The 20,885-nt window shown below is 40.9% G+C and carries 25 protein-coding genes; 14 read left to right on the plus strand and 11 right to left on the minus strand.

Features of this window, described 5'->3' with window-relative positions:
* Positions 1 to 41 precede the first annotated feature (41 nt).
* The 7 genes from H9649_RS13430 to H9649_RS13460 all read left to right on the plus strand — a co-directional run bounded on the left by H9649_RS13430 (position 42) and on the right by H9649_RS13460 (position 6,311).
* Entirely contained in the window at positions 42 to 1,613 is a 1,572-nt protein-coding gene (locus tag H9649_RS13430) for a Na+/H+ antiporter NhaC family protein (RefSeq protein WP_191695410.1), read from the plus strand.
* Positions 1,614 to 1,893: 280 nt separating this feature from the next.
* Positions 1,894 to 3,423, plus strand: coding sequence for a sodium-dependent transporter (locus tag H9649_RS13435; protein WP_191695411.1), 1,530 nt, complete (start codon positions 1,894 to 1,896; stop codon positions 3,421 to 3,423).
* Positions 3,424 to 3,435: 12 nt separating this feature from the next.
* Positions 3,436 to 3,543, plus strand: a complete 108-nt coding sequence (locus H9649_RS13440) for a methionine/alanine import family NSS transporter small subunit (RefSeq protein WP_191695412.1) — start codon at positions 3,436 to 3,438, stop codon at positions 3,541 to 3,543.
* A gap of 151 nt (positions 3,544 to 3,694) precedes the next feature.
* Entirely contained in the window at positions 3,695 to 4,663 is a 969-nt protein-coding gene (gene lipA / locus H9649_RS13445; protein ID WP_191695459.1) for a lipoyl synthase, read from the plus strand.
* A gap of 16 nt (positions 4,664 to 4,679) precedes the next feature.
* Positions 4,680 to 4,991 (plus strand): YutD family protein, encoded by a 312-nt coding sequence (locus tag H9649_RS13450; RefSeq protein ID WP_191695413.1) that lies wholly within the window; start codon positions 4,680 to 4,682, stop codon positions 4,989 to 4,991.
* A 106-nt stretch (positions 4,992 to 5,097) separates the two neighbouring features.
* Positions 5,098 to 5,547 carry a DUF86 domain-containing protein gene (locus H9649_RS13455; RefSeq protein ID WP_191695414.1) on the plus strand — a complete coding sequence of 150 codons (450 nt, stop codon included), beginning with the start codon at positions 5,098 to 5,100 and terminating at the stop codon, positions 5,545 to 5,547.
* Positions 5,548 to 5,549: 2 nt separating this feature from the next.
* On the plus strand, positions 5,550 to 6,311 hold the full coding sequence (locus H9649_RS13460; RefSeq protein WP_191695415.1) for a TIGR01457 family HAD-type hydrolase: 762 nt from the start codon (positions 5,550 to 5,552) through the stop codon (positions 6,309 to 6,311).
* A gap of 66 nt (positions 6,312 to 6,377) precedes the next feature.
* Here the strand turns inward: H9649_RS13460 and H9649_RS13465 are convergent, their stop codons facing one another.
* Positions 6,378 to 6,614 carry a YuzB family protein gene (locus H9649_RS13465; RefSeq protein WP_191695416.1) on the minus strand — a complete coding sequence of 79 codons (237 nt, stop codon included), beginning with the start codon at positions 6,612 to 6,614 and terminating at the stop codon, positions 6,378 to 6,380.
* A gap of 140 nt (positions 6,615 to 6,754) precedes the next feature.
* Here H9649_RS13465 and H9649_RS13470 point away from each other — a divergent pair, with 140 nt between their 5' ends.
* Positions 6,755 to 7,819 carry an NAD(P)/FAD-dependent oxidoreductase gene (locus tag H9649_RS13470; protein WP_191695417.1) on the plus strand — a complete coding sequence of 355 codons (1,065 nt, stop codon included), beginning with the start codon at positions 6,755 to 6,757 and terminating at the stop codon, positions 7,817 to 7,819.
* 78 nt (positions 7,820 to 7,897) lie between these two features.
* Here H9649_RS13470 and H9649_RS13475 read toward each other — a convergent pair whose 3' ends face one another.
* A complete protein-coding gene (locus H9649_RS13475; protein ID WP_404828760.1) occupies positions 7,898 to 8,227 on the minus strand; it encodes a YuzD family protein in 330 nt (109 codons plus the stop codon).
* An 85-nt stretch (positions 8,228 to 8,312) separates the two neighbouring features.
* On the opposite strand from H9649_RS13475, the gene H9649_RS13480 reads away from it, so the two are divergent.
* Positions 8,313 to 8,549, plus strand: coding sequence for a NifU family protein (locus H9649_RS13480; protein ID WP_191695419.1), 237 nt, complete (start codon positions 8,313 to 8,315; stop codon positions 8,547 to 8,549).
* 23 nt (positions 8,550 to 8,572) lie between these two features.
* Here the strand turns inward: H9649_RS13480 and H9649_RS13485 are convergent, their stop codons facing one another.
* The gene (locus tag H9649_RS13485) at positions 8,573 to 9,274 is read right to left on the minus strand and encodes a DUF2225 domain-containing protein (protein ID WP_191695420.1); all 702 of its coding nucleotides are present in this window, start codon (positions 9,272 to 9,274) and stop codon (positions 8,573 to 8,575) included.
* 123 nt (positions 9,275 to 9,397) lie between these two features.
* On the opposite strand from H9649_RS13485, the gene H9649_RS13490 reads away from it, so the two are divergent.
* From H9649_RS13490 to H9649_RS13500, 3 genes are all read left to right on the plus strand, one after another.
* Entirely contained in the window at positions 9,398 to 9,763 is a 366-nt protein-coding gene (locus tag H9649_RS13490; RefSeq protein ID WP_191695421.1) for a HesB/IscA family protein, read from the plus strand.
* Between the two features lie 244 nt (positions 9,764 to 10,007).
* Complete coding sequence (locus H9649_RS13495) at positions 10,008 to 11,225, plus strand: NAD(P)/FAD-dependent oxidoreductase (RefSeq protein ID WP_191695422.1); 1,218 nt, start codon at positions 10,008 to 10,010, stop codon at positions 11,223 to 11,225.
* A gap of 226 nt (positions 11,226 to 11,451) precedes the next feature.
* Positions 11,452 to 11,778, plus strand: a complete 327-nt coding sequence (locus tag H9649_RS13500; RefSeq protein WP_191695423.1) for a YuiB family protein — start codon at positions 11,452 to 11,454, stop codon at positions 11,776 to 11,778.
* Between the two features lie 42 nt (positions 11,779 to 11,820).
* Here H9649_RS13500 and H9649_RS13505 read toward each other — a convergent pair whose 3' ends face one another.
* On the minus strand, positions 11,821 to 12,300 hold the full coding sequence (locus H9649_RS13505; protein WP_191695424.1) for a divergent PAP2 family protein: 480 nt from the start codon (positions 12,298 to 12,300) through the stop codon (positions 11,821 to 11,823).
* Positions 12,301 to 12,455: 155 nt separating this feature from the next.
* Here H9649_RS13505 and H9649_RS13510 point away from each other — a divergent pair, with 155 nt between their 5' ends.
* Complete coding sequence (locus H9649_RS13510) at positions 12,456 to 13,958, plus strand: leucyl aminopeptidase (RefSeq protein WP_191695425.1); 1,503 nt, start codon at positions 12,456 to 12,458, stop codon at positions 13,956 to 13,958.
* Between the two features lie 808 nt (positions 13,959 to 14,766).
* Positions 14,767 to 15,024, plus strand: coding sequence for a hypothetical protein (locus H9649_RS13515; protein WP_191695426.1), 258 nt, complete (start codon positions 14,767 to 14,769; stop codon positions 15,022 to 15,024).
* Between the two features lie 44 nt (positions 15,025 to 15,068).
* Here the strand turns inward: H9649_RS13515 and mnhG are convergent, their stop codons facing one another.
* From mnhG to H9649_RS13550, 7 genes are read right to left on the minus strand one after another with little or no spacing between them, the layout of a single operon-like run.
* A complete protein-coding gene (gene mnhG / locus H9649_RS13520; protein WP_191695427.1) occupies positions 15,069 to 15,446 on the minus strand; it encodes a monovalent cation/H(+) antiporter subunit G in 378 nt (125 codons plus the stop codon).
* Positions 15,430 to 15,711, minus strand: a complete 282-nt coding sequence (locus tag H9649_RS13525) for a Na(+)/H(+) antiporter subunit F1 (protein ID WP_191695428.1) — start codon at positions 15,709 to 15,711, stop codon at positions 15,430 to 15,432. Before H9649_RS13525 ends, mnhG begins: the two co-directional genes overlap by 17 nt.
* On the minus strand, positions 15,708 to 16,187 hold the full coding sequence (locus tag H9649_RS13530; RefSeq protein WP_191695429.1) for a Na+/H+ antiporter subunit E: 480 nt from the start codon (positions 16,185 to 16,187) through the stop codon (positions 15,708 to 15,710). Before H9649_RS13530 ends, H9649_RS13525 begins: the two co-directional genes overlap by 4 nt.
* A gap of 14 nt (positions 16,188 to 16,201) precedes the next feature.
* Positions 16,202 to 17,683: a Na+/H+ antiporter subunit D gene (locus H9649_RS13535; RefSeq protein ID WP_191695430.1), complete on the minus strand. Its 1,482-nt coding sequence runs from the start codon at positions 17,681 to 17,683 to the stop codon at positions 16,202 to 16,204.
* Entirely contained in the window at positions 17,676 to 18,017 is a 342-nt protein-coding gene (locus tag H9649_RS13540; RefSeq protein WP_191695431.1) for a Na(+)/H(+) antiporter subunit C, read from the minus strand. Before H9649_RS13540 ends, H9649_RS13535 begins: the two co-directional genes overlap by 8 nt.
* Positions 18,017 to 18,439 carry a Na(+)/H(+) antiporter subunit B gene (locus H9649_RS13545; protein WP_191695432.1) on the minus strand — a complete coding sequence of 141 codons (423 nt, stop codon included), beginning with the start codon at positions 18,437 to 18,439 and terminating at the stop codon, positions 18,017 to 18,019. The genes H9649_RS13540 and H9649_RS13545 overlap by 1 nt, the downstream gene beginning before the upstream one ends.
* Positions 18,426 to 20,834, minus strand: a complete 2,409-nt coding sequence (locus H9649_RS13550) for a Na+/H+ antiporter subunit A (RefSeq protein WP_318241693.1) — start codon at positions 20,832 to 20,834, stop codon at positions 18,426 to 18,428. The genes H9649_RS13545 and H9649_RS13550 overlap by 14 nt, the downstream gene beginning before the upstream one ends.
* Between the last annotated feature and the right edge of the window lie 51 nt (positions 20,835 to 20,885).

Consider the following 20,885-nt stretch of genomic DNA (forward strand, 5'->3'; position numbering starts at 1 on the left):
TTTGTTCTTAAATAACATAAAGATTGAAGGAGGAAAAGAGTATGATAGGCACTTGGGTTTCAATATTACCACCACTGATTGCAATTGTGATGGTACTAGCAACAAAGAGGGTTCTTTTATCTCTTGGATCAGGAATTTTAACTGCGGCTTTATTAGTTGCATCATTCGGACCGGTTGAAACTGTGAAAAATGTTTTGACAGCATTGACAGTCTCTTTTTGGGCAGACGGTGGGTTGAATACATATAATATATTCATCATGATATTCGTCTTATTATTAGGTGTTATAACGGCATTTGTCAGTTTATCAGGAGGAAGTAGGGCTTTTGCAGAATGGGCTGTTCGACATATTAAAACTCGACGTGGTGCTAAATTATTAACAGTGCTTCTTGGGTTACTCATTTTTGTAGACGACTATTTCAATGCTTTGGCAGTTGGACAAGTATCTCGGCCGATTACAGATAAGCACAAAATTTCACGTGCTAAACTCGCTTATTTCATTGATTCGACATCAGCTCCAATTTGCGTCATCTCACCGATTTCAAGTTGGGGGGCTTTCCTCATTGGACAGTTGGCACTAATTTTAGGAGCTACCGCCGCTGTCAATTATTCACCATTATCTGCGTTCCTAATGATGGCACCGATGAACTTTTATGTCGTTGCAACATTGGCTATGGTATTTTTCTTCGCATGGACGAACATCGATTTCTTTGCGATGAAAAAGCATGAAGAAGCTGCTCAGGCAACTGGCCAATTATTTGATCCTGAAAAAGAGATTCCAGGTCAATTAAAAGAAGATTTTCCAGAACATAACTATGGACGTGTCATGGATTTAATAGCACCGATATTGACGTTAGTTGCAGCGACACTAGGAATGATGGTTTGGACTGGACATAGCGCGGCACAGACGTGGGATATTTGGGCGATTTTCGAGAATACGAACGTTCCATTATCTTTGGTGACAGGTGGCCTCATAGGCACTTCATTGGCAGCAATTCTTTATATTGCACAAATGAAACGCAATGAAACGGCTTCTTTTCGGCTAGTCGGGAAAGCCTTGACTACAGGAGTGAAAGCGATGATGCCAGCCATCCTCATTTTGCTGTTAGCATGGGGATTGACACATCTGATCGATATATTGGAAACAGGACCTTTCTTATCGACAGTCGTCGAGAAATCGAATATACCTGTGAACTTCCTTCCTGTCATCATGTTCATTTTAGCAGGGTTGATGGCGTTTTCAACAGGTACATCATGGGGGTCGTTTGGAATATTGCTTCCGATTGCTGGTACAATCATGGTGAATGCAGCGCCTGAACTATTGTTGCCTGCATTATCTGCTGTTCTTGCTGGTGCTGTTTTTGGAGATCATTGTTCACCAATCTCGGATACGACAATTCTGTCCTCTACCGGAGCAGGTTCAAACCATATGGATCACGTTGCGACTCAGTTGCCATATGCACTTATCGCAGCCTTAATCGCCTCGTTCGGCTATATAGTTCTAGGATTGACAGGTTCTGTTTGGTTAGGTTTAGTTGCAGTAATTGTGACGATAGTTGTATTATTCACAATTTGGACAGCGAAAAGCAAGCGAACTGTAAAAGTAACTACATGATTTTAAGCGTATATCTGTCATGGCTAAGCATTATAGCCATGGCAGATTTTTTTGTCTACACATATATAGCTTTCCCATATCATATAAGTTTAGAAGAAGTTCGTTTATGATTTAGCTTTAAGTTAGCCAATTACTTAACGAGACATTAACTATTCCGTAGATTTATTTTATAAAAATAATTTTGACAACAACACATAAGACGTATATACTATCTTTAAGATTATATAATAATCTGAAAATACTAATGTATTACCAGAATCTAAGGGAAAGGGGAGTTATTATGGAACAGCGTTCGCAGTGGGGGACACGTGCCGGTTTTATTATGGCAGCAGTCGGTTCGGCAGTCGGTTTAGGAAATATATGGCGTTTTCCATATGTTGCTTATGAAAACGGCGGAGGGGCATTTTTCATACCTTATTTATTTGCATTATTAACTGCCGGAATTCCAATTTTAATTATGGAATTCACTATTGGTCATAAGTATCGTGGGTCAGCTCCATTATCATTCTTCCGTATGAAAGGAAAAGGTGCGGAGTGGATTGGCTGGTGGGGAATATTCGTTTCATTTGTCATTTCGACATATTACGCTGTAATTATTGCCTGGGCAATGAAGTACACAATCTACTCCTTTAATTTGAAGTGGGGAGATGATACAGGCGGTTTCCTCTTTGGAGACGTATTAAATCTTGCGGATAATCCAGGAGAAGTCGGAGGCCTTGTACCAGGAGTTGCATTACCGCTATTGCTCGTATGGGCGATTGCTTTCGTCATCCTATTAGCGGGCGTTAAAAGAGGTATTGAATTAGCAAATCGGATTTTCATTCCGACACTTATTGTTGTATTCCTCCTCGTCGTTATTAGGGCTGTCACGCTCGACGGTGCTGCACTTGGGCTGGATGCTTTATTCAAGCCGGATCTTAGTAAGCTTGCCGATTCTACAGTTTGGGTAGCCGCTTATGGGCATATATTCTTTAGTTTATCAATTGCTTTCGCAATTATGATCACATACTCAAGTTATTTACCTAAAAAATCCGACATTACAAATAACGCATTTATTACGGGCTTCGCGAACTCCGGTTTTGAATTGTTGGCTGGAATTGGAGTGTTTGCTGCTCTAGGTTTCATGGCATCTCAGTCAGGTGTACCCGTTTCTGAGGTTGCGTCTGCTGGAGTCGGTTTGGCTTTCGTTGTATTCCCTAAAATTATAAATGAAATGCCAGGGATGAGTGGACTGTTTGGAGCTTTGTTCTTCCTCTCACTTGTCTTAGCCGGAATCACTTCCCTCATCTCTATTTGTGAGACGTACATTGCCGGTTTCTCTGAGAAATTCAATATTTCGCGTAAAAAAGCAGTCGTCTTCGGTGTAGGATCTGCAGCAATTATTTCAATGTTGTTTGCTACACGCGGCGGATTATATTTCTTGGATGCTGCAGATTACTTCATTAACCAATTTGGAGTTGCAGCTATTGGATTGATTGAAGTGATAATGATTGCTTGGGTGTTTAGAAAGCTTGGCGTTTTCGAAACACATGCTAACGAAATTTCAGATATTCGAGTCGGAATGCTTTGGAAAATATGTCTAAGCGTTATAACGCCATTAGTTCTCGGATATATGATGATTGACTTATTCCGAAAGAATATATTGAAATTGCATGGTACGGATAATGGTAACTACGAAGGCTATCCAGATGCATTCATCTTCCAGAGTGGTTGGCTAGTTGCACTGTTTGCTATCGTTATGGCAATTATCTTTACAATGATGAAGTGGAATAAGAAGACGACGGATTCCACAGACTATGATAATCGATAAGGAGGATTCGCAATGAGTGGTGCAGCTATATTCATGATGATTCTAGGGATCCTCGTTCTTTGGGGAGGACTTGCCGGAAGCATCTTCTACGCAGTCTCAAAATCAAAAGGCAGAGCGTAACCGTAAATTGTTACCAGAAAGAAAGCGTCTTGAAAAAGGCGTTTTTTTTTGTGCATTCCAGCTGATAAATACTCGCTTTCAGTACGAATTCAATAGTTGTTCGTAGTCAGAATTTATGTTACATTGGCTGAAGAGGCGAAAGCTGAAAAAGATGGTAGGAATGGAGTCGGTTGCAGTGTCTTGTAGGCCAGAGATTGGAAAAAAAGTAGAACATGTCCGTAAGCCTGATTGGCTGAAAATCAAGTTGAATACAAATGACAACTATACAGACCTTAAAAAATTGATGCGCGAAAAAAACTTACATACGGTTTGCGAAGAAGCACGTTGCCCGAACATCCATGAATGTTGGGGAGAGAGACGTACTGCGACGTTTATGATTCTTGGTGCAATCTGTACGCGAGCATGCCGCTTTTGCGCAGTGAAAACTGGATTGCCTAACGAACTCGATCTTGCGGAACCGGAACGTGTAGCAGAATCTGTCACATTGATGAATTTGAAACACGTTGTAGTGACAGCTGTTGCTAGAGATGATCTGAAAGATGGCGGTTCAGCGGTGTTTGCTGAAACAATTCGTGCAATTAGACGTAAAAATCCATTTACGACGGTAGAAGTATTACCTTCTGATATGGGAGGAGACAAAGATAATCTTCAACGTCTTATGGATGCGAAACCAGATATTCTTAACCATAATATTGAAACAGTACGTAGGCTGACTCCTAGAGTCCGTGCGCGTGCTACTTACGAACGTTCTTTGGAACTGTTACGACGTGCCAAGGATATGTATCCAGACATTCCTACGAAATCGTCGTTAATGCTTGGATTAGGTGAAACGGTGGAAGAGATTATTGAAACAATGGATGATTTACGTGCTAACAATGTAGATATTATGACAATTGGCCAATATTTACAACCTACTAAAAAACATCTAAAAGTGCAAAAGTACTATACACCGCAAGAGTTCGGTGAACTACGCGAAATTGCGATGACTAAAGGGTTTTCACATTGTGAAGCAGGCCCACTTGTCCGTTCAAGCTACCATGCTGACGAACAGGTCAATGCTGCAGCGAAAGAGAGACAACGAATCGGAGACGAAATGTTGAAGTCCACAGTTAAAAGCTGAGATGGCGGTGAGACACATGGTGACAATTAACAATTTTGAATATGAAATCATAACGAATTACCGTGAGGGATTCAATGAAGAGGCACTGAATGCGAGGTTCAGTGATGTCCTTTCAAAATATGATTATATTTTAGGTGACTGGGGTTATAGCCAGCTTCGACTAAAAGGATTTTTTGATGATAAAAATCCGAAAGCAACGTACGAAACAAAAATTAGTACATTGCAAGATTATATTTATGAATACTGCAATTTCGGATGTGCCTATTTTGTTCTTCAGAAAACAGGTAAAGTAAAACCGACAGTAGCAGAAGAAGTAGAAGAAGAGTAATTTATATAACCGCCCCGCAAGCACACAGTTGCTTACGTGGCGGTTCATTTTTTAGTTGAATATGGTATGATGAAAAGTGCATTTACACATTCAGGAGGGGACAATTTTGTATTTTATAGATCGAACTAAAATCAATGAAACGCTTACTTATATGGAAAGTTTATTAGCATTATTTGAAGGTCATCAAAAGTGGAATGAAGATAAAATTCATTCTTTGGCACTTGAAAGGATTGCCCATACTATCGTTGAGTCAATTATAGACGTCGGTAATTCCATGATTGACGGGTTCATTATGCGTGATCCAGGTAGTTACGACGATATTATCGATATTATGGAAGATGAAAAAGTCATTTCAACAGATATGGCAGATCCCCTGAAAAGAGTAATCGGCTTACGCAAAATGATCGTACGTGAATTTGTAGAAGTTGATAACGACGAAATCGAGTCCGTATTAACTGAGACAAAAGAAGTGATAAAAGAGTTTCCTTCCAAAGTACGATATTACTTGGAAAATGAACTTGGACCTATTTCGGCATTTAGCCCGCTGGAGCAATAAATATGCAACAATATAAAGCGGTTTGTCTGGACCTTGACGGCACTGTTTATAAGGGAGCAAAAGTCATACCAGAAGCTCTTCATTTCATTGAAAAACTACAACAAGATGGAATTGAGCCATATTTTGTTACAAATAACTCTTCGATGACTGCTGAACAGTTCACTCAAAAACTTTCCGCAATGGGTATAGCAACTCATCCGAACCAAATCATGACGTCGTCTCTTGCTTCTGCGAAGTATTGTAAAGAGCATTATGACGGTGCAACAGTCATGATGATTGGTGAAGTAGGTCTTAAAGCGGCATTGCAGGCTGAAGGTATTATTATAACGGAGTCCAATCCAGATGTTGTTATTGTAGGTATCGATCATGATATTTCATACGAAAAATTAACGCAAGCGAGCTTGGCTATACAAAGTGGTGCACACTTTATCGCAACGAATAAAGACAAGGCTTTGCCAACTGAAAGGGGACTCGTACCAGGTAACGGATCTTTTGTGAAACTGTTGGAAACGGCGACAGGTGTTGAGGCGCTTGAAGTTGGAAAACCGGCATCTCATATGTTGCACTTCATCCAACAAAAAGGCTATCGGAAAGAAGAAATGATTATGATTGGTGATAATTATGATACCGATATACAAGCAGGAATACGTTTTGGTATTGATACAATCCATGTAGGTGGTGGAGTGACATCTGTTGAGGATGTTTTGAAGAAGATGCAACAACCAACATATATGTACAAGACACTTTTAGACTGGCATAAATAAAAAAAGTAGCGAGTAGGCAAGTTGGCCAATTCGCTACTTTTTTACTTTTAAAAATATTTTATCGCTTTAGAAAAGAGGATTTTCCTCAATGAACTTATAGATTTCTTCCGTCAGTTCTTCAGCAGTGTCCGCTTGTACGACTTCACCATTCACAAGTGCATAGAGAGAATCGGCACATTTCGTACAATAGCTCAAACAACCATATTCCAAAACATCTATATTCGGATCTCTTTCCAACGCTTCCAACGTTTTTTGTGAACCGTTGGCAAGATTACTTATACAAAATTCTACGATCGGATTCAAAACGATCACCTCACCTATTTGAAATGCTACTATTTTTTTCTGTGCGCGTCAATTTCCGTGTCTTATTGTGAAACATCTCACAAACTGTTATAATCACTAATGTGAACAATACGGAAAAACGACAAATAAAGGAGACAACTATGAGAAAACTAGTATTATTAGGTGCAGGTTACGGTAATATGCGCATATTACTTCGTCTGCTCAATAAAGAATTGCCGGCTGATCTCGACATTACACTTATTGACAGAACACCATTCCACAGCCTTAAGACTGAATTCTATGCTCTAGCAGCAGGAACGTCGCCAGATTCCGACATTCGTGTAGCGTTGCCGAAACATGAAAAACTGACTGTTATTGAAGCGGAAATACTCGAAATTGATTTGGAAGATAAAGCAGTTCTCCTCGGAAATGGCGATGCTGTCCGATACGATGAACTTGTTATTGGTCTCGGTTGCGAAGATAATTATCATGAAGTACCTGGAGCGGCTGAGTATACAGATAGTATCCAGACGATAGGGAAATCGCGCAATACGTACAAAAAACTACAAGGACTCGGTGGCGGTGCAACTGTCGGTATCGTAGGAGCTGGATTAAGCGGTATTGAACTTGCAAGTGAACTTAGGGAGAGTCGTCCAGATCTTAAAATTAAACTGTTCGACCGTGGTCCCCGTATTATGAAAGATTTTCCGGAAAGGCTGAGTAACTTTGTAAAAGGCTGGTTCGATAAACATGAAGTCGAAGTCATCTCAAACTCCAACATTACGGAAGTGGGCGAAAAAGTCCTCTACAATCATGAAGAGAAGATACCGGTTGACGTCGTTGTTTGGACAGCGGGTATCCAACCTGTAAAAAGCGTATTGGACTTAGAAGTCGAGAAAGATCGTGGACGGGTCATACTTAATCAATATCATCAGATTCCAAACTTTGAAGAAGTTTATGTTGTAGGTGACATAGCAGCCTTACCACACGCTCCAAGTGCTCAACTGGCGGAGGAGCAGGCTGAACAAATCGTGAAAGTCCTACGTTTAGTATGGAATAACGAAGCATTACCTGCTGAAATGCCTGAAATTAAGCTTAAAGGATTTATGGGTTCTTTAGGAAAGAAACAAGGTTTCGCTTATCTAGCGGATCGTACTGTTACAGGAAGAATTGCGAGACTGTTAAAGTCAGGCGTTCTGTGGATGTACAAATGGCATAATGGTTAATGAAGAAAATCCCTCACATGCTTTTAAGCATACTGGAGGGATTTTTCTCATTTATCGAATTCAATTATCATTCGTTAATCAGCTTTGGGCGACGTAACCGTGTTTTTCAAGAGCAGTAAAAACAGGCTTCAGTTGGATATGTCCCTCACCAATCACTTCATCTGCAATAATAACTAGTGGATAGAAAAATTCATCATTCAATACTTGCTCGGCAATCTCTTTCTGTTTGGCATCTGTAAGGTCAGATTCGATATCAATGTATTCGATTTCAAAAGGCTGTTCAGGATACTTTCGACCGATAGCAGCTTGTAGCCATTCGTACGTATCCTTGGACGAAGGCGAATTGACACAGCTTGCACAGATGATATCCGCCCCATAAATTTCGATTTTCACTTTGTTTGTACTCAATGAAATAACCCCTTCCATCTTCTCTATTGGATTTTTTTCTTAATCCAGTTTATAATAAGTATAATGAAAGGGGAGACATAAAACAATGACAGATACAGCAATGATGGAACCAGTACAAGAAGTTTTGAATAAATTACGTCCATTCCTACTTAGAGATGGTGGAGACTGTGAATTAGTTGATATCGAAGAGGGGATTGTAAAGTTGCGTCTACTAGGCGCTTGCGGCACATGCCCTAGTTCAACGATTACATTGAAAGCCGGCATTGAAAGAGCACTGCTTGAAGAAGTGCCTGGCGTAGTAGAAGTAGAACAAGTATTTTAATTATCACAAAAGCGGACTGCTAATCAGTCCGCTTTTGCTATTACTTGCTCTCTTTTTTCGCGAATTTCCTGCCAACGTTCTTTTGCCATTTCGATAATATGAGGTTCGGTTGAAGTACGTTGACCTTCTATCACTTTGGAGAAATTACGTGTTGCTCCTTCAGCATCACCAATTTGATGGGAAAGCTCTGCTATCATATAGAGCACCCTTGTTTCAGACATCTGCGTACCGACATGATCGCCTTCAGAATAAGCTTCTGTGTATAAGTCTCGTGCAATCGACCGGAATCTTTTCTCTGTGTCGTATTCTTGTAAATCATTGTACAGCCAAGCAATTCTTAATGTAATTCCTGCCATCGTCAACGATTTTTCCTTTTTGACACTTGCACTTAAGTAAGCAAGTTTATACGCTTCGATTGCTTCCTCTATTGTTCGTCCATTTCCAAACGATCGACCACTCCATAAGGAAGTAATGGTGTCCGTAATTTCCTTTTTAACACCTGGAGCAAAGTAAGTTGAAAAATCATCTGTATATGAAAATCCGCAATGTGGGCAAACAGCGACATTATACAATAATGGATTGATCGCCATATCCGCATAAACAGGTTTAAAATCAGTATCGTGTTTTTGAACACGCACAAACCGTGAGCGAATCTTAGTTGTAGTAAATTTCTCCTTGCAATTTATGCACTCCATTTTCTTCATGTATGCAGGACTTATCTCCATTCCTATTCATCCTTTCGTACTATTATTTCTATTATACATTATATCGGCTCGTTTGGAGTAAATATGATTGCTTATTGACTAAAAAGATTGTTATGATAAAGAAAAGTGGGAAGGTGGATGTAAATGACACAATACGTTGAAATTACTGAATCTGCTGCATATCATGTGAAAGAAATGATGGCTCATAATGGTGAAGAGAATTCATTTTTGCGCGTCGCTGTTAATGGCGGTGGTTGCAGCGGTTTGACATATGGTTTAGGTTTTGAGGAAAATAAATCTGATGAGGATTATATGCTAACTCAGCATGGTATAAATATTGTTTTGTCAAAAGAAGATGCAGACATACTTGAAGGTACGATAGTGGACTACAAAGAGTCGTTAATGGGCGGCGGATTTACCATCGAAAATCCAAACGCCATCGCTTCATGTGGTTGTGGAACTTCATTTAGAACAGCAAAAAAAGTAGGAACACCAGAAGTATGTGAGTAAAAAAAGACCCTTTCTTCAATCGACTGATTCTCTCGATGAATCACTTATTTGAAGGAGGGTCTTTATTATTATCTAAAATTATATATTTTAATATTAAAGGGTTGAAAATCCCTAGTAAAAGGGCTACTATTGTAAGGTAGAAGTTTGTCGAATATAGACAAATGCCAGGACTGAGCAAAACGTCGTATGAACCGATTGTCAACGGACCCGGCACATAATAAATTAAAAGGTGGTTTCGATTTTCGTGAAAAGACCGACAATCTTAGTATTAGGTGCGGGTTACGGCGGTTTATCCACAGTCGTCAACTTGCAGAAATCCATTGGTGCTGACGATGCAAATATCGTACTGATCAATAAAAATGAGTACCATTACGAATCCACGTGGTTGCATGAAGCGGCTGCAGGAACTTTGTCACCTGAACAAGTTCGTTATGACATCAAAAATGTCATTAACGAAGGCAAAGTGAAATTTGTTCAAGCTGAAGTGACGGCTATCGATATTCCTGGAAAAGTCGTTACGACTAATGTCGGAACGCATACGTATGACTATCTTGTCATCGGTTTAGGATTCGAAGGTGAAACATTCGGCATTACAGGTCTTGACAAGTATGCATTGTCTATTGCTAACGTAAAAGCTGCTCGCCAAATCCGTGAGCATATAGAATACCAATTCGCAACATGGTCACTTGATGAAGTGAAGGACGATAGCCGTTTGACAATCGTTGTCGGTGGTGCTGGATTCACAGGGATTGAATTCCTTGGTGAACTTGGTAACCGTGTACCTGAACTTTGTGAAGAATTCGATGTTCCGAAAGAAAAAGTCCGTGTAATCTGTGTTGAAGCAGCGCCTATGGTGTTACCAGGATTCGATCCTGAACTTGTAGATTATGCTGTAAGACAATTAAAATCTAAAGGTATCGAATTCTCGATTGGAACTCCAGTTGTTGAAGCGACTCCTGAAGGCGTTAACATTAAAAAAGGCGAAGATGAATTTGAATTCATCAAAGCTGGTACTGTCGTTTGGGCAGCAGGTGTCCGAGGAAACCGTCTTATCGAAGAGACAGGTATCGAAAACATGCGTGCACGTGTTAAAGTCGACAAAGATCTTCGTGCTCCAGGACATTCTGACGTATTCATCGTCGGTGACTGCGCATTGATGATTAATGAAGAGACGAACCGTCCTTATCCACCAACTGCACAAATTGCTATGCAACAAGGTGATATGTGTGCAAACAACATCATCGCGCTGATGAAAGGCGAACCAACATCTGAGTTCGTGCCTGATCTAAAAGGAAGTATTGCTTCCCTTGGTGATGACGATGCAATCGGTGTTGCTTTCGGTAAGAAATTGTTCGGTAAAAAAGCTTCCTTCATGAAGAAGATGGTTGATAACCGTGCTCTATATCTGATTGGTGGAGTTGGGCTTACACTTAAAAAAGGTAAATTCAATCTACTTAAATAATTGTTATCGTTTATGCCTCAAAACACCTGCCCGTAAAACGGCAGGTGTTTTTTTCAAGATGAAAGGAAATAGAGGAATAAATCGAGCGACAACTGAACTCATTAGTCATCAAAAAGTACGCATTGGTAGTAGTTAGTGAAACGGACATAATTCCGTCACGGGGCATTTGATTGAAAGCTTGTAGCCATTGTTGTAAAATGGTGAGTGGAAAGCGGAGGTAGAAAAATTGGGAACAATTTCATTGACGCATGTCGTCTTATCCATACTTATTTTTATGGTCATGTTTTTTGGAATAGGTTTCTTGTTGAACATGTTACTTCGTATGACATGGTTAATGGCTATTATCTATCCGATTGTCGTCATTTTAATTATCGATGAAGTTAGAGTGTATGAGTATATTACAAAACCAGGCTATGCTTTTGGAATGCTTGGCGATAAAATACTCTCCCTTCATGCTGCGGATATTATTATTTTAACTGCCGGATTGGTCGGAGCGATTATTTCAGGTTTTGTCATGAAGATATTGCGTAAACAAGGTTATCAGATGTTTTAATCGATACGAAACAAAAAGCGCTCCCTTAAGGGAACGCTTTTTTTATGCTACGATGAATGTGTACGTAATGATAGAAATGAGAATACCCGTGACAGAACCGGCAAACACTTCACTCGGTTTATGACCAAGGAGCGTTTTTAACTCCAAAATCTTTTGTTGTCCATCTTTTTGTGGCCAACCTTTCACTTCTGTAACGAATGTTTGAATGTCTAAGCGCATCTGATTAATAATTAGCGCTTGCTGTCCTGCCTGATACCGGATACCTGTCGCATCAAACATGACGATAACAGCGAAAATAGCGGAAACAGCAAACATAGGTGAATCAAGTCCGACCTCATAAGCGATGGCGGTAGTCAACGCAGAAACTGCTGCAGAATGGGAACTTGGCATTCCACCTGTAGACGTCATCAATTTCCAATCCAATTCTCGTGTCAATAAAAAATGAATAGGGATCTTCACAAACTGCGCAAAAAATATAGCGAATAAAGCCGCAAGGAGCGGAGTGTTTTGTAAGAGGTCCATTAAGTCCACTCCTTTTCTAAAAAATGAAAAATATAAATGTAGTATACCATATTAACGTTTGTGAGTGAGGATAGTCCGACAATCGAATTAATATTTTCAGTTTGTTCAATCGTTAGTATATAATAGAATATGAATGAAAAGGGGGAGTCAGTCAAATGAAAGCCTTATTTAATGAAAATGGATTTAATAATGTAAATGCTGAAACACTTGTAATCGGTGTTCCTGAACATCCGGAGAATGTAAATGGATGGGATGGATTTGCAAAAGCTTTCAGTCCACGTCTTATGGAATGGATTAAATCAGGAGATATTAAAACTGAATTTAAGAGTATTGTAAAAATGCCTGCACTTGAAGTGGGAAGCTTTGAACGAGTACTATTTATCGGACTTGGAACGACGAAAAAACTAACTGAAGATCGTTTGCGTCAAGCGTTTGCAGCTGTTGGAAGAGAATTGGCTTCGTCAAAAGTCACATCAGTTGCAATATGGACAGCTCCGTTTAAGAACGAAGAACTTACTTGCGAGGACGTCGTATTTGCAGCTGGAGAAGGAATCGGAATGGGCGGTTATAAGTTCGAAGGCTACCGCACTGATTCAAACGAAAAAGATGTAATACTTGAATCCATCAGTTTCTTATCAGATGCAGACCAAGAAGAGCTTAAAGCGGCGTTTGAAGTCGGCAGTACATATGCCCATGCGGTAAATGAGGCACGTACATTGGTCAATATGCCGCCGAATATATTAACGGCGACAAAAATGGCGGATTACGCTAAAGAACTTGCAGAGCAATATGATTTTGAAATCGAAGTTCTTGGTAAAAAAGAAATGGAAGAACTCGGCATGGGCGCTATTTTAGCAGTTAATAAAGGCTCTGTCGAAGAGCCGCGTCTCATCGTCATGAAATATGCAGGTACGGATCAATGGGAAGACGTTGTTGGTTTAGTCGGTAAAGGTGTAACGTATGATACTGGCGGATATTCTTTAAAGCCGCGTGAAGGCATGGTCGGTATGAAAGGGGATATGGGTGGCGCGGCTGCAGTGCTTGGCGCGATGCGTATCATCGGTGAATTACGTCCTGCGAAAAACGTTATTGCCGTTATCGGTTCTACGGACAATATGATTTCCGGTGAAGCATTTAAACCGGATGACGTCATTACATCATTAAGTGGCAAAACGATTGAAGTCTTGAACACTGATGCGGAAGGCAGACTTGTCCTTGCGGATGCTGTGACGTATGCATTGCAATCGGGTGCAAACTATTTAATCGATGTAGCTACATTGACGGGTGGAGTAATTGTAGCACTAGGTAACGATAAAACAGGTGCCTTAACGAATAACGAAGAATTTTTCGAAGAATTCATGCAGGCGTCTATGGAAACAGGCGAATTTGTTTGGAGACTTCCTTTGACGGAAAATGACAAAAAGCGTATTCGCAAGAGTGATGTTGCTGATTTGAACAATTCACCTGGACGTGACGGCCATATGATTTTCGGCGGCGGATTTGTAGGGGAATTTGCAGGAGATACTCCGTGGATTCACTTGGATATCGCAGGTACGTCTGAAGCATCAGCACCTCATGATTTAGGTCCTAAAGGTGCAACGGGTGCTATGGTGCGTACTCTTGCTACAATCGTCGAGCGGATGGCGCAGGAAGATTAAGCTGATTCGTTAATTGTAAGTCTAAATAGTAGCTCGGGTGGTCACTTGTCATGACTTCCCGGGTGTTTTTTAGTTGCAGATCATTTATTATCCATATGTTTCGATACGCAGAGTTTACGTTGTGTTACGCATGCTACGTTTCGATACGAAGCATCTACATTTCGATACGAGAAGTTTACGTTGTGTTGCGCCTGTTACGTTTCGATACGGCGACTCTACGTTTCGATACGCGTAGCTTACGTTGTGTTGCGCATGCTTCGTTTCGATACGAAGCATCTACATTTCGATACGGCGACTCTACGTTTCGATACGAGGAGCTTACGTTGTGTTGCGCATGCTACGTTTCGATACGAAGCATCTACATTTCGATACGGCGACTCTACGTTTCGATACGAGGAGTTTACGTTGTGTTGCGCATGCTACGTTTCGATACAAAGCATCTACGTTTCGATACGACGACTCTACGTTTCGATACGCGGAGCTTACGTTGTGTTGCGCATGCTACGTTTCGATACGAAGCATCTACGTTTCGATACGAAGAATCTACATTTCGATACGCGGAGCTTACGTTGTGTTACGCATGCTACGTTTCGATACGCGGCATCTACATTTCGATACGGCGACTCTACGTTTCGATACGCGGAGTTTACATTGTGTTGCGCAAGCAAGTTACGATTCGCTACTAAAGCTACTTTCCAACTAGTTTGACTTCTGTTACCCTATTTATCAAACCCTGTATAGGCATCTATCCCTCCACACATCGCCCGTCTCGAATAAGATAAGTGAGAAGCGAGAGAGGGGGATAACGATGTCAAGAAACTCAAGAAGACATGGTGGATATGGTGGAAATAGTGGATTCGGTGGATTTGGACCTGGATTTGGTTTTGGAATCGGGGGACCTTTTTTAGGAGGTTTGTTCGGCAGCTTTCTAGGAAATGCCATATTCCCTAACAATTATGGATACGGTAATCAAGGTTATTATCCATACGGCTATCAGCCATATCCATATGGTTATTATCCATATGGCTATCCGCCTTATGGATACCCACCGTATGGTTATTATTAAATAATAAAACACACTCGGCACAAATCTGCCGAGTGTGTTTTTTATTAATCTTTTAAGCGGGATCTATACTTTTTCTTACCTTCTTCGACAGCTTCCTTCAAATCATCGCCAACAGTCAGTTCAGTTGGTTTTACTCCTGACATATAAGCGGCGCGGCCCATCAAATGGCCACCAATTGGAGAAGTGATGAATAGGAAAACGATACCGAGTAATAGTTGAATACTGAAATGTCCTTCATTCAACCAAAAGTGGAAAAACACGCCGAGTAATATGCTAAGCACGCCAAGTGTAGCACTTTTTGAAGCAGCGTGGGCACGAGTATACACATCAGGCAACCGCAAGATTCCAATCATCGTAACAATCGTGAAAATGGTGCCGACAGATATCGTGAGGACAATGAGAATATTAGCGATTATGGTCACGTTCGATGATCTCTCCTCTCTCGATGAACTTGGAGAATGACACTGTGCCGATGAATGACATAATCGCAATAAGAAGAATTACATCTATAAAGAATCGAGTGTCAAATAAGATAGATATTAACGCAATCGCTGAAATGAGCATAACGCCTATCCCGTCGAGCGCAATCAGGCGGTCCGGAACAGATGGGCCGCGGAAAACACGATACATTGTTCCTAGCATTGTCAAGAAGACGAGCATTAGACATACCCATATGAATATCATCATCCGCGGCTCACCTCCAGTATAGCTTTCTCAAACGAGTTTTTAATTGAATCGATTGCTTCATCAACATCATCCACATCAATTGCATGGATGTAAAGCATGCGCTGATCACTGGATACATGGAGAACGATTGTCCCCGGTGTCAGCGTAATCAGACTTGATAATAATGTGATCTCCCAGTCTTCCTTCAACTCTGTCGGTAATGCGAAAATGGAAGGTTGAATGTTAAGTTTTGGCCGAATGATGAGCAGCAACACGGAAATGTTGGATAGTGTAAGCTCTTTTGCAAATAACAGTATAAGCTTGATCATTGCCCATAAACGCCATACATACAGCCGACTTTTGAAAAAACGTCTTGTAATAATTATCATGATTAACCCAATTAAATACCCGACGATAAATGTACTCGCAGTCAGTGAGGAATTCATAAACATCCAAACGACAGCGATGAAAAAGTTTAATAGTATTTGAAATGCCATCGACATCTACTCCTTTACTTTAGCACCGCATCAATATAGATGGATGGTTGTAGTAATACGTCTGTGGCGTCTGTCATGAAAGGTAACAGCCATTCCGTACCGATTCCATAAACAATCGTCAGGACGACTAGGACAAGCGCAGGGGCCATCAGACGATTATATGTTTTCCGATTCGTTTTTGGCAGAGCAACTTTTGACTCTCCCCAAAATGCATAAATGAAAATTCTCATGACAGAGAGCAAGACGACGAGACTGGATGCCAGAACAATAATGCCGCTCCAAATATTTCCGGCTTCAAAAGCACCTTGTACAATAAGAAGTTTACCGATAAAACCACTTAGCGGCGGTATGCCTGCTAGCCCGAACGCGGCGATTAAGTAAAACCATCCGAGTGGTGCATGTGTTTTCATTAATCCGCCCATCTTCCGTAAGTTGGACGTACCGGTAATGTAAATGATTACACCGATAAGAAGGAACAGCGCCCCTTTAATGAGCATGTCGTGAATAAGATAGAAAACCGCACCAGACATACCTGCTTCGTTCATTTGCGAAGCTCCAAAGAGGATGACACCAACCGCAATGACGATATTGTAAATGATGATCTGCTTCAGGTCGAAATAGGCAAGTGCACCAATGCATCCCGCAATAATCGTCAAAATGGACAATATCATTAGAATTTCATGCGTAAAGCCTGTGTTGTGAATGAAGAACAACGTGTATGTACGCATAATTGCATAGATACCTACTTTTGTCAGCAACGCTCCGAATAATGCAAGTACCGGTATTGGGGGAGCAGCATAGGAACCAGGTAGCCAGAAATAAAGCGGGAAAATCGATCCCTTAATTCCGAAAACGATTAGAAACAGCACAGCTATGACAGTGATAATGCCTGGCTGATTAACTTCACTGATTTTCACTGATATGTCCGCCATGTTAAGCGTTCCAACAACTGAGTACAAATAGGCTACTGTAATGACAAACAAAGCAGATGAAATAACATTTACAAGTATGTACTTGAGTGATTCCCGCAATTGTTTCTTCGTTCCGCCTAGCACAATCAATATATAGGAAGCGATGAGTAACACTTCAAAAAAGACGAACATATTGAAAATATCACCTGTCGTGAATGCTCCGTTGACGCCTGTCACCATGAAAAGTATGGCTGGGTAATAGAAGTATCGTTCACGCTCTTCACCAATAGAAGTGAAACTGTAGATAACGATGAACAAAGTGAGTAGTAAAGTTGTTGTCACAAGCAATGCAGAAAGCATATCAGACACCATTGAAATACCAAAAGGCGCTGGCCAACTTCCAAGAGTGATCGCTTGTATACCTTCCGTCTTCACAGTCCATAAGAGGACAAGTGATGAAGCTAGACTTACGACAACACCAATGAGTGTTAAAATCCGTTGTGTCCTGATTTTCTCTTTAAAGAACAACAACAAGATTGCGAAAAAGAAAGGAAGAATGATTGGGAATAGAAGTAGATTAATCATGTTCGTCATTTCCTTTCAATTGATTCATATCATCCGTCTTGTGGACCGCGTAAGCACGGTAGGCCAATACAAGGATGAAGGCGGTAACTCCGAAACTGATGACGATTGCCGTCAAAATTAAAGCTTGTGGTAAAGGGTCTGCGAAATCCGTTACACCATCAGATAGAACAGGAGGCGCAGAACCACCTAGACCGCCCATCGTCAGTATGAGAAGATGGGCACCGTGGCTTAAAAGACCTGTCCCAATAATAATCTTTAAAATACTTCTAGATAGGATCAGGTAGACAGCTGCAGTGAACAGCACACCAATTAGAATAGCCATTAACAATTCCATTACGAATCCCCTCCAATTGACTGGATGATTGTAATAGCAGATCCGACAACGACTAGGAATACACCGGCGTCAAAAATCATTGCGGTATGCAATGAAGTGACCCCGAACAATGGAAGTGTGAAGTCGTCAAACGCATGCGTAAAGAATGGTACGTTAAAGAATATGGAACCTGAAGCTGTACCGAGAGCAAGCAACAGGCCGATTCCTGTCATGATTGTAAAATTAAAAGGCAATGCTTTCTGGACCGTCTTCAAATCGAAAGCGAGTAACAGAAGAATGATCGCACCTGTTGTCAACAATCCTCCAACAAAACCTCCACCAGGTGTATAGTGACCTGCAAAGAAGATATGGATGGAAAATAGGAAGATAATGAAAAACACCAATTTCGTCGTAGTTTGTAAAATGACATCATTTGTTTTCATTTGAATCCTCCTTCTTTGCCAACCGGAGTTTGATCATGCCAAGTACACCGATTCCTGCAATGGATAACACTGCAATTTCGAAAAGTGTATCAAAACCACGATAGTCCACCAATATGACGTTAACAATATTTCCTCCGCCAGCTTCTGTTTTTACAGTATCTATATAGTACTGGGAAATGGAAGAGATAAGTTTCTGCGAATGCGCAGACAGTGCCACTAATGTGACAGTCACTCCGACACCAAGTGCAATAATTGCGTTTGCGAGCTTGTTCCGCTTCGTTTCACCGTGATCTGAAAGCTTCGGTAAATGTTGGAATGCTAACAGGAACAAGGCTACAGAAACGGTCTCAATTACTAACTGTGTTAAAGCCAAGTCAGGTGCTTTAAAGATGACGAAAAACAAAGCGACGGAATAGCCGACTGCGCCAAGTGCAATAATCGCACCGAGTCTCGTTTTGGAAAACAGGATGAAAATGACTCCGAGCACTAAGATTATCGCATTAATGATGCCGAACGAATTTACTTCGGTAAAACTCGACATATCGACGACAAACGCATCCTGAATGAACAAAACGGATAGCGTGATGACCGAAACGAACGCGAAAATATAAATTAAATACGTACGTATAAGCCCGTTCATATAAAATCTAGATAGTCGATTCATGCCTTTTTCACTGAACGTCATTGTTGCATCATAAACCGCGTTAAGTGATAAGTGATCCGGTTGAATTGAATAGATTTTCTGCCATTTAGAAAGTGACAGATAAAGTAGCGCACCGATAATAATAACACCTACAGTCATCCACAATGCAGGAGAAGCAAATCCATGCCATGCTGACACGGTTACCGCTACCTCAGAAGGATGAGCGTACTCATATGGTTGTACCGCCATCACAGCAGGTTTCACAAGCCATTTACCGACAACGTTCGGAATGAAGAAAATAACTACGACCAATGATGCAAGAATAATTGGAGATAGTAACATTCCGATAGGTGCTTCATGTGGCTCTAGTGGTAATTTTTCCTTCTTACGTTTGCCTGCAAATGTCTTGAACACGAAGTAGAAACTGTAGATGAATGTGAATACGCTTGCAATCCACGCGACGATAGGGAACACGATACCCCATGTATCGAAGTTGAATAAACTAAAATCACGAAGGGCAAACATCGAGTCAAGGAACATTTCTTTACTTAGGAAGCCGTTAAATGGCGGCAATCCAGCCATTGACATCGATCCGATGAAAGCAACTGTGAAACTTATCGGCATAATACTCATTAAGCCACCAAGTTTTCGTATATCGCGTGTCCCTGTTTCATGATCTACAATACCTGCAATCATGAAAAGGCTGCCCTTAAAAGTAGCATGATTTATCAAATGAAACAGCGCAGCGAACATCGCGAGTGCGAATATGGCTTCATTTGTATGGAACGTAATTGCCCCGGCACCGAGAAGTGACATAATTAAACCAAGTTGACTCACGGTTGAAAAAGCGAGAATGGCTTTTAAATCAGTTTGCTTCACAGCAAAGATGGAACCCCAGAACAACGTCAGAAGTCCGATTCCTGTCACAAGCCAAATCCAAACTTCAGATACGGCAAAAATGGGCGTAAACCTTGCAACTAAATACAGTCCCGCTTTTACCATAGTGGCAGAGTGCAAATAGGCGCTTACAGGAGTAGGTGCTTCCATTGCATCTGGCAACCAGATGTAAAAAGGGAATTGTGCTGATTTTGTAAAAGCTCCAAGTAAAATGAGGATGAGTGATAAAGTGAAAAACTCATGATTGATAAATGTCGATGATTGAGCAATCAGTTCCCGAATTGAGAATGTGCCCCCCATAATACCAAGAAGGATAAATCCTCCTAACATCATAAGTCCGCCAAATACGGTGATCATCATGGATTTCAATGCGCCAAACCTCGAACGGTCACGTGTGAACCAATAACCGATTAAAAGGAATGAAGAAATGGACGTCAATTCCCAAAATAAATATAGGGAAATGACATTATCCGATTGGACAACACCGAGCATCGCAGTCATAAAAATAAGAAGATAGACGTAAAAATTGCCTAGCTTCTCCTTGTTTTTATCAAGGTAAAAGATGGAGTACAAAACGACGAGTGCACCAATTCCGGTAATAAGCAGTGAGAACAGAATACTCAATCCATCTATGTACGATACAAATGAAATTCCGAGTGAAGGAATCCATTGCAGTTCGGATATTGCATGTCCGCCATCCATCGTAGTACTTAAAAATGTCGTATAGTAACCGAATAACAACACGGGTACGACGAGAACAAACCAACCAGTATGTATGCCCTTCAATTTGCGGAATAGCATTGGAACGAAAAGCGCCGCCACAATAGGCAGGAAAATCAATAATACAAAATCCACGTAAATCCTCCTTCCAAAGAGTGAATCTTTATTCCTTACATTGTTAACGAG

Source organism: Sporosarcina quadrami (genome assembly GCF_014836615.1).
Taxonomy (GTDB): domain Bacteria; phylum Bacillota; class Bacilli; order Bacillales_A; family Planococcaceae; genus Sporosarcina; species Sporosarcina quadrami.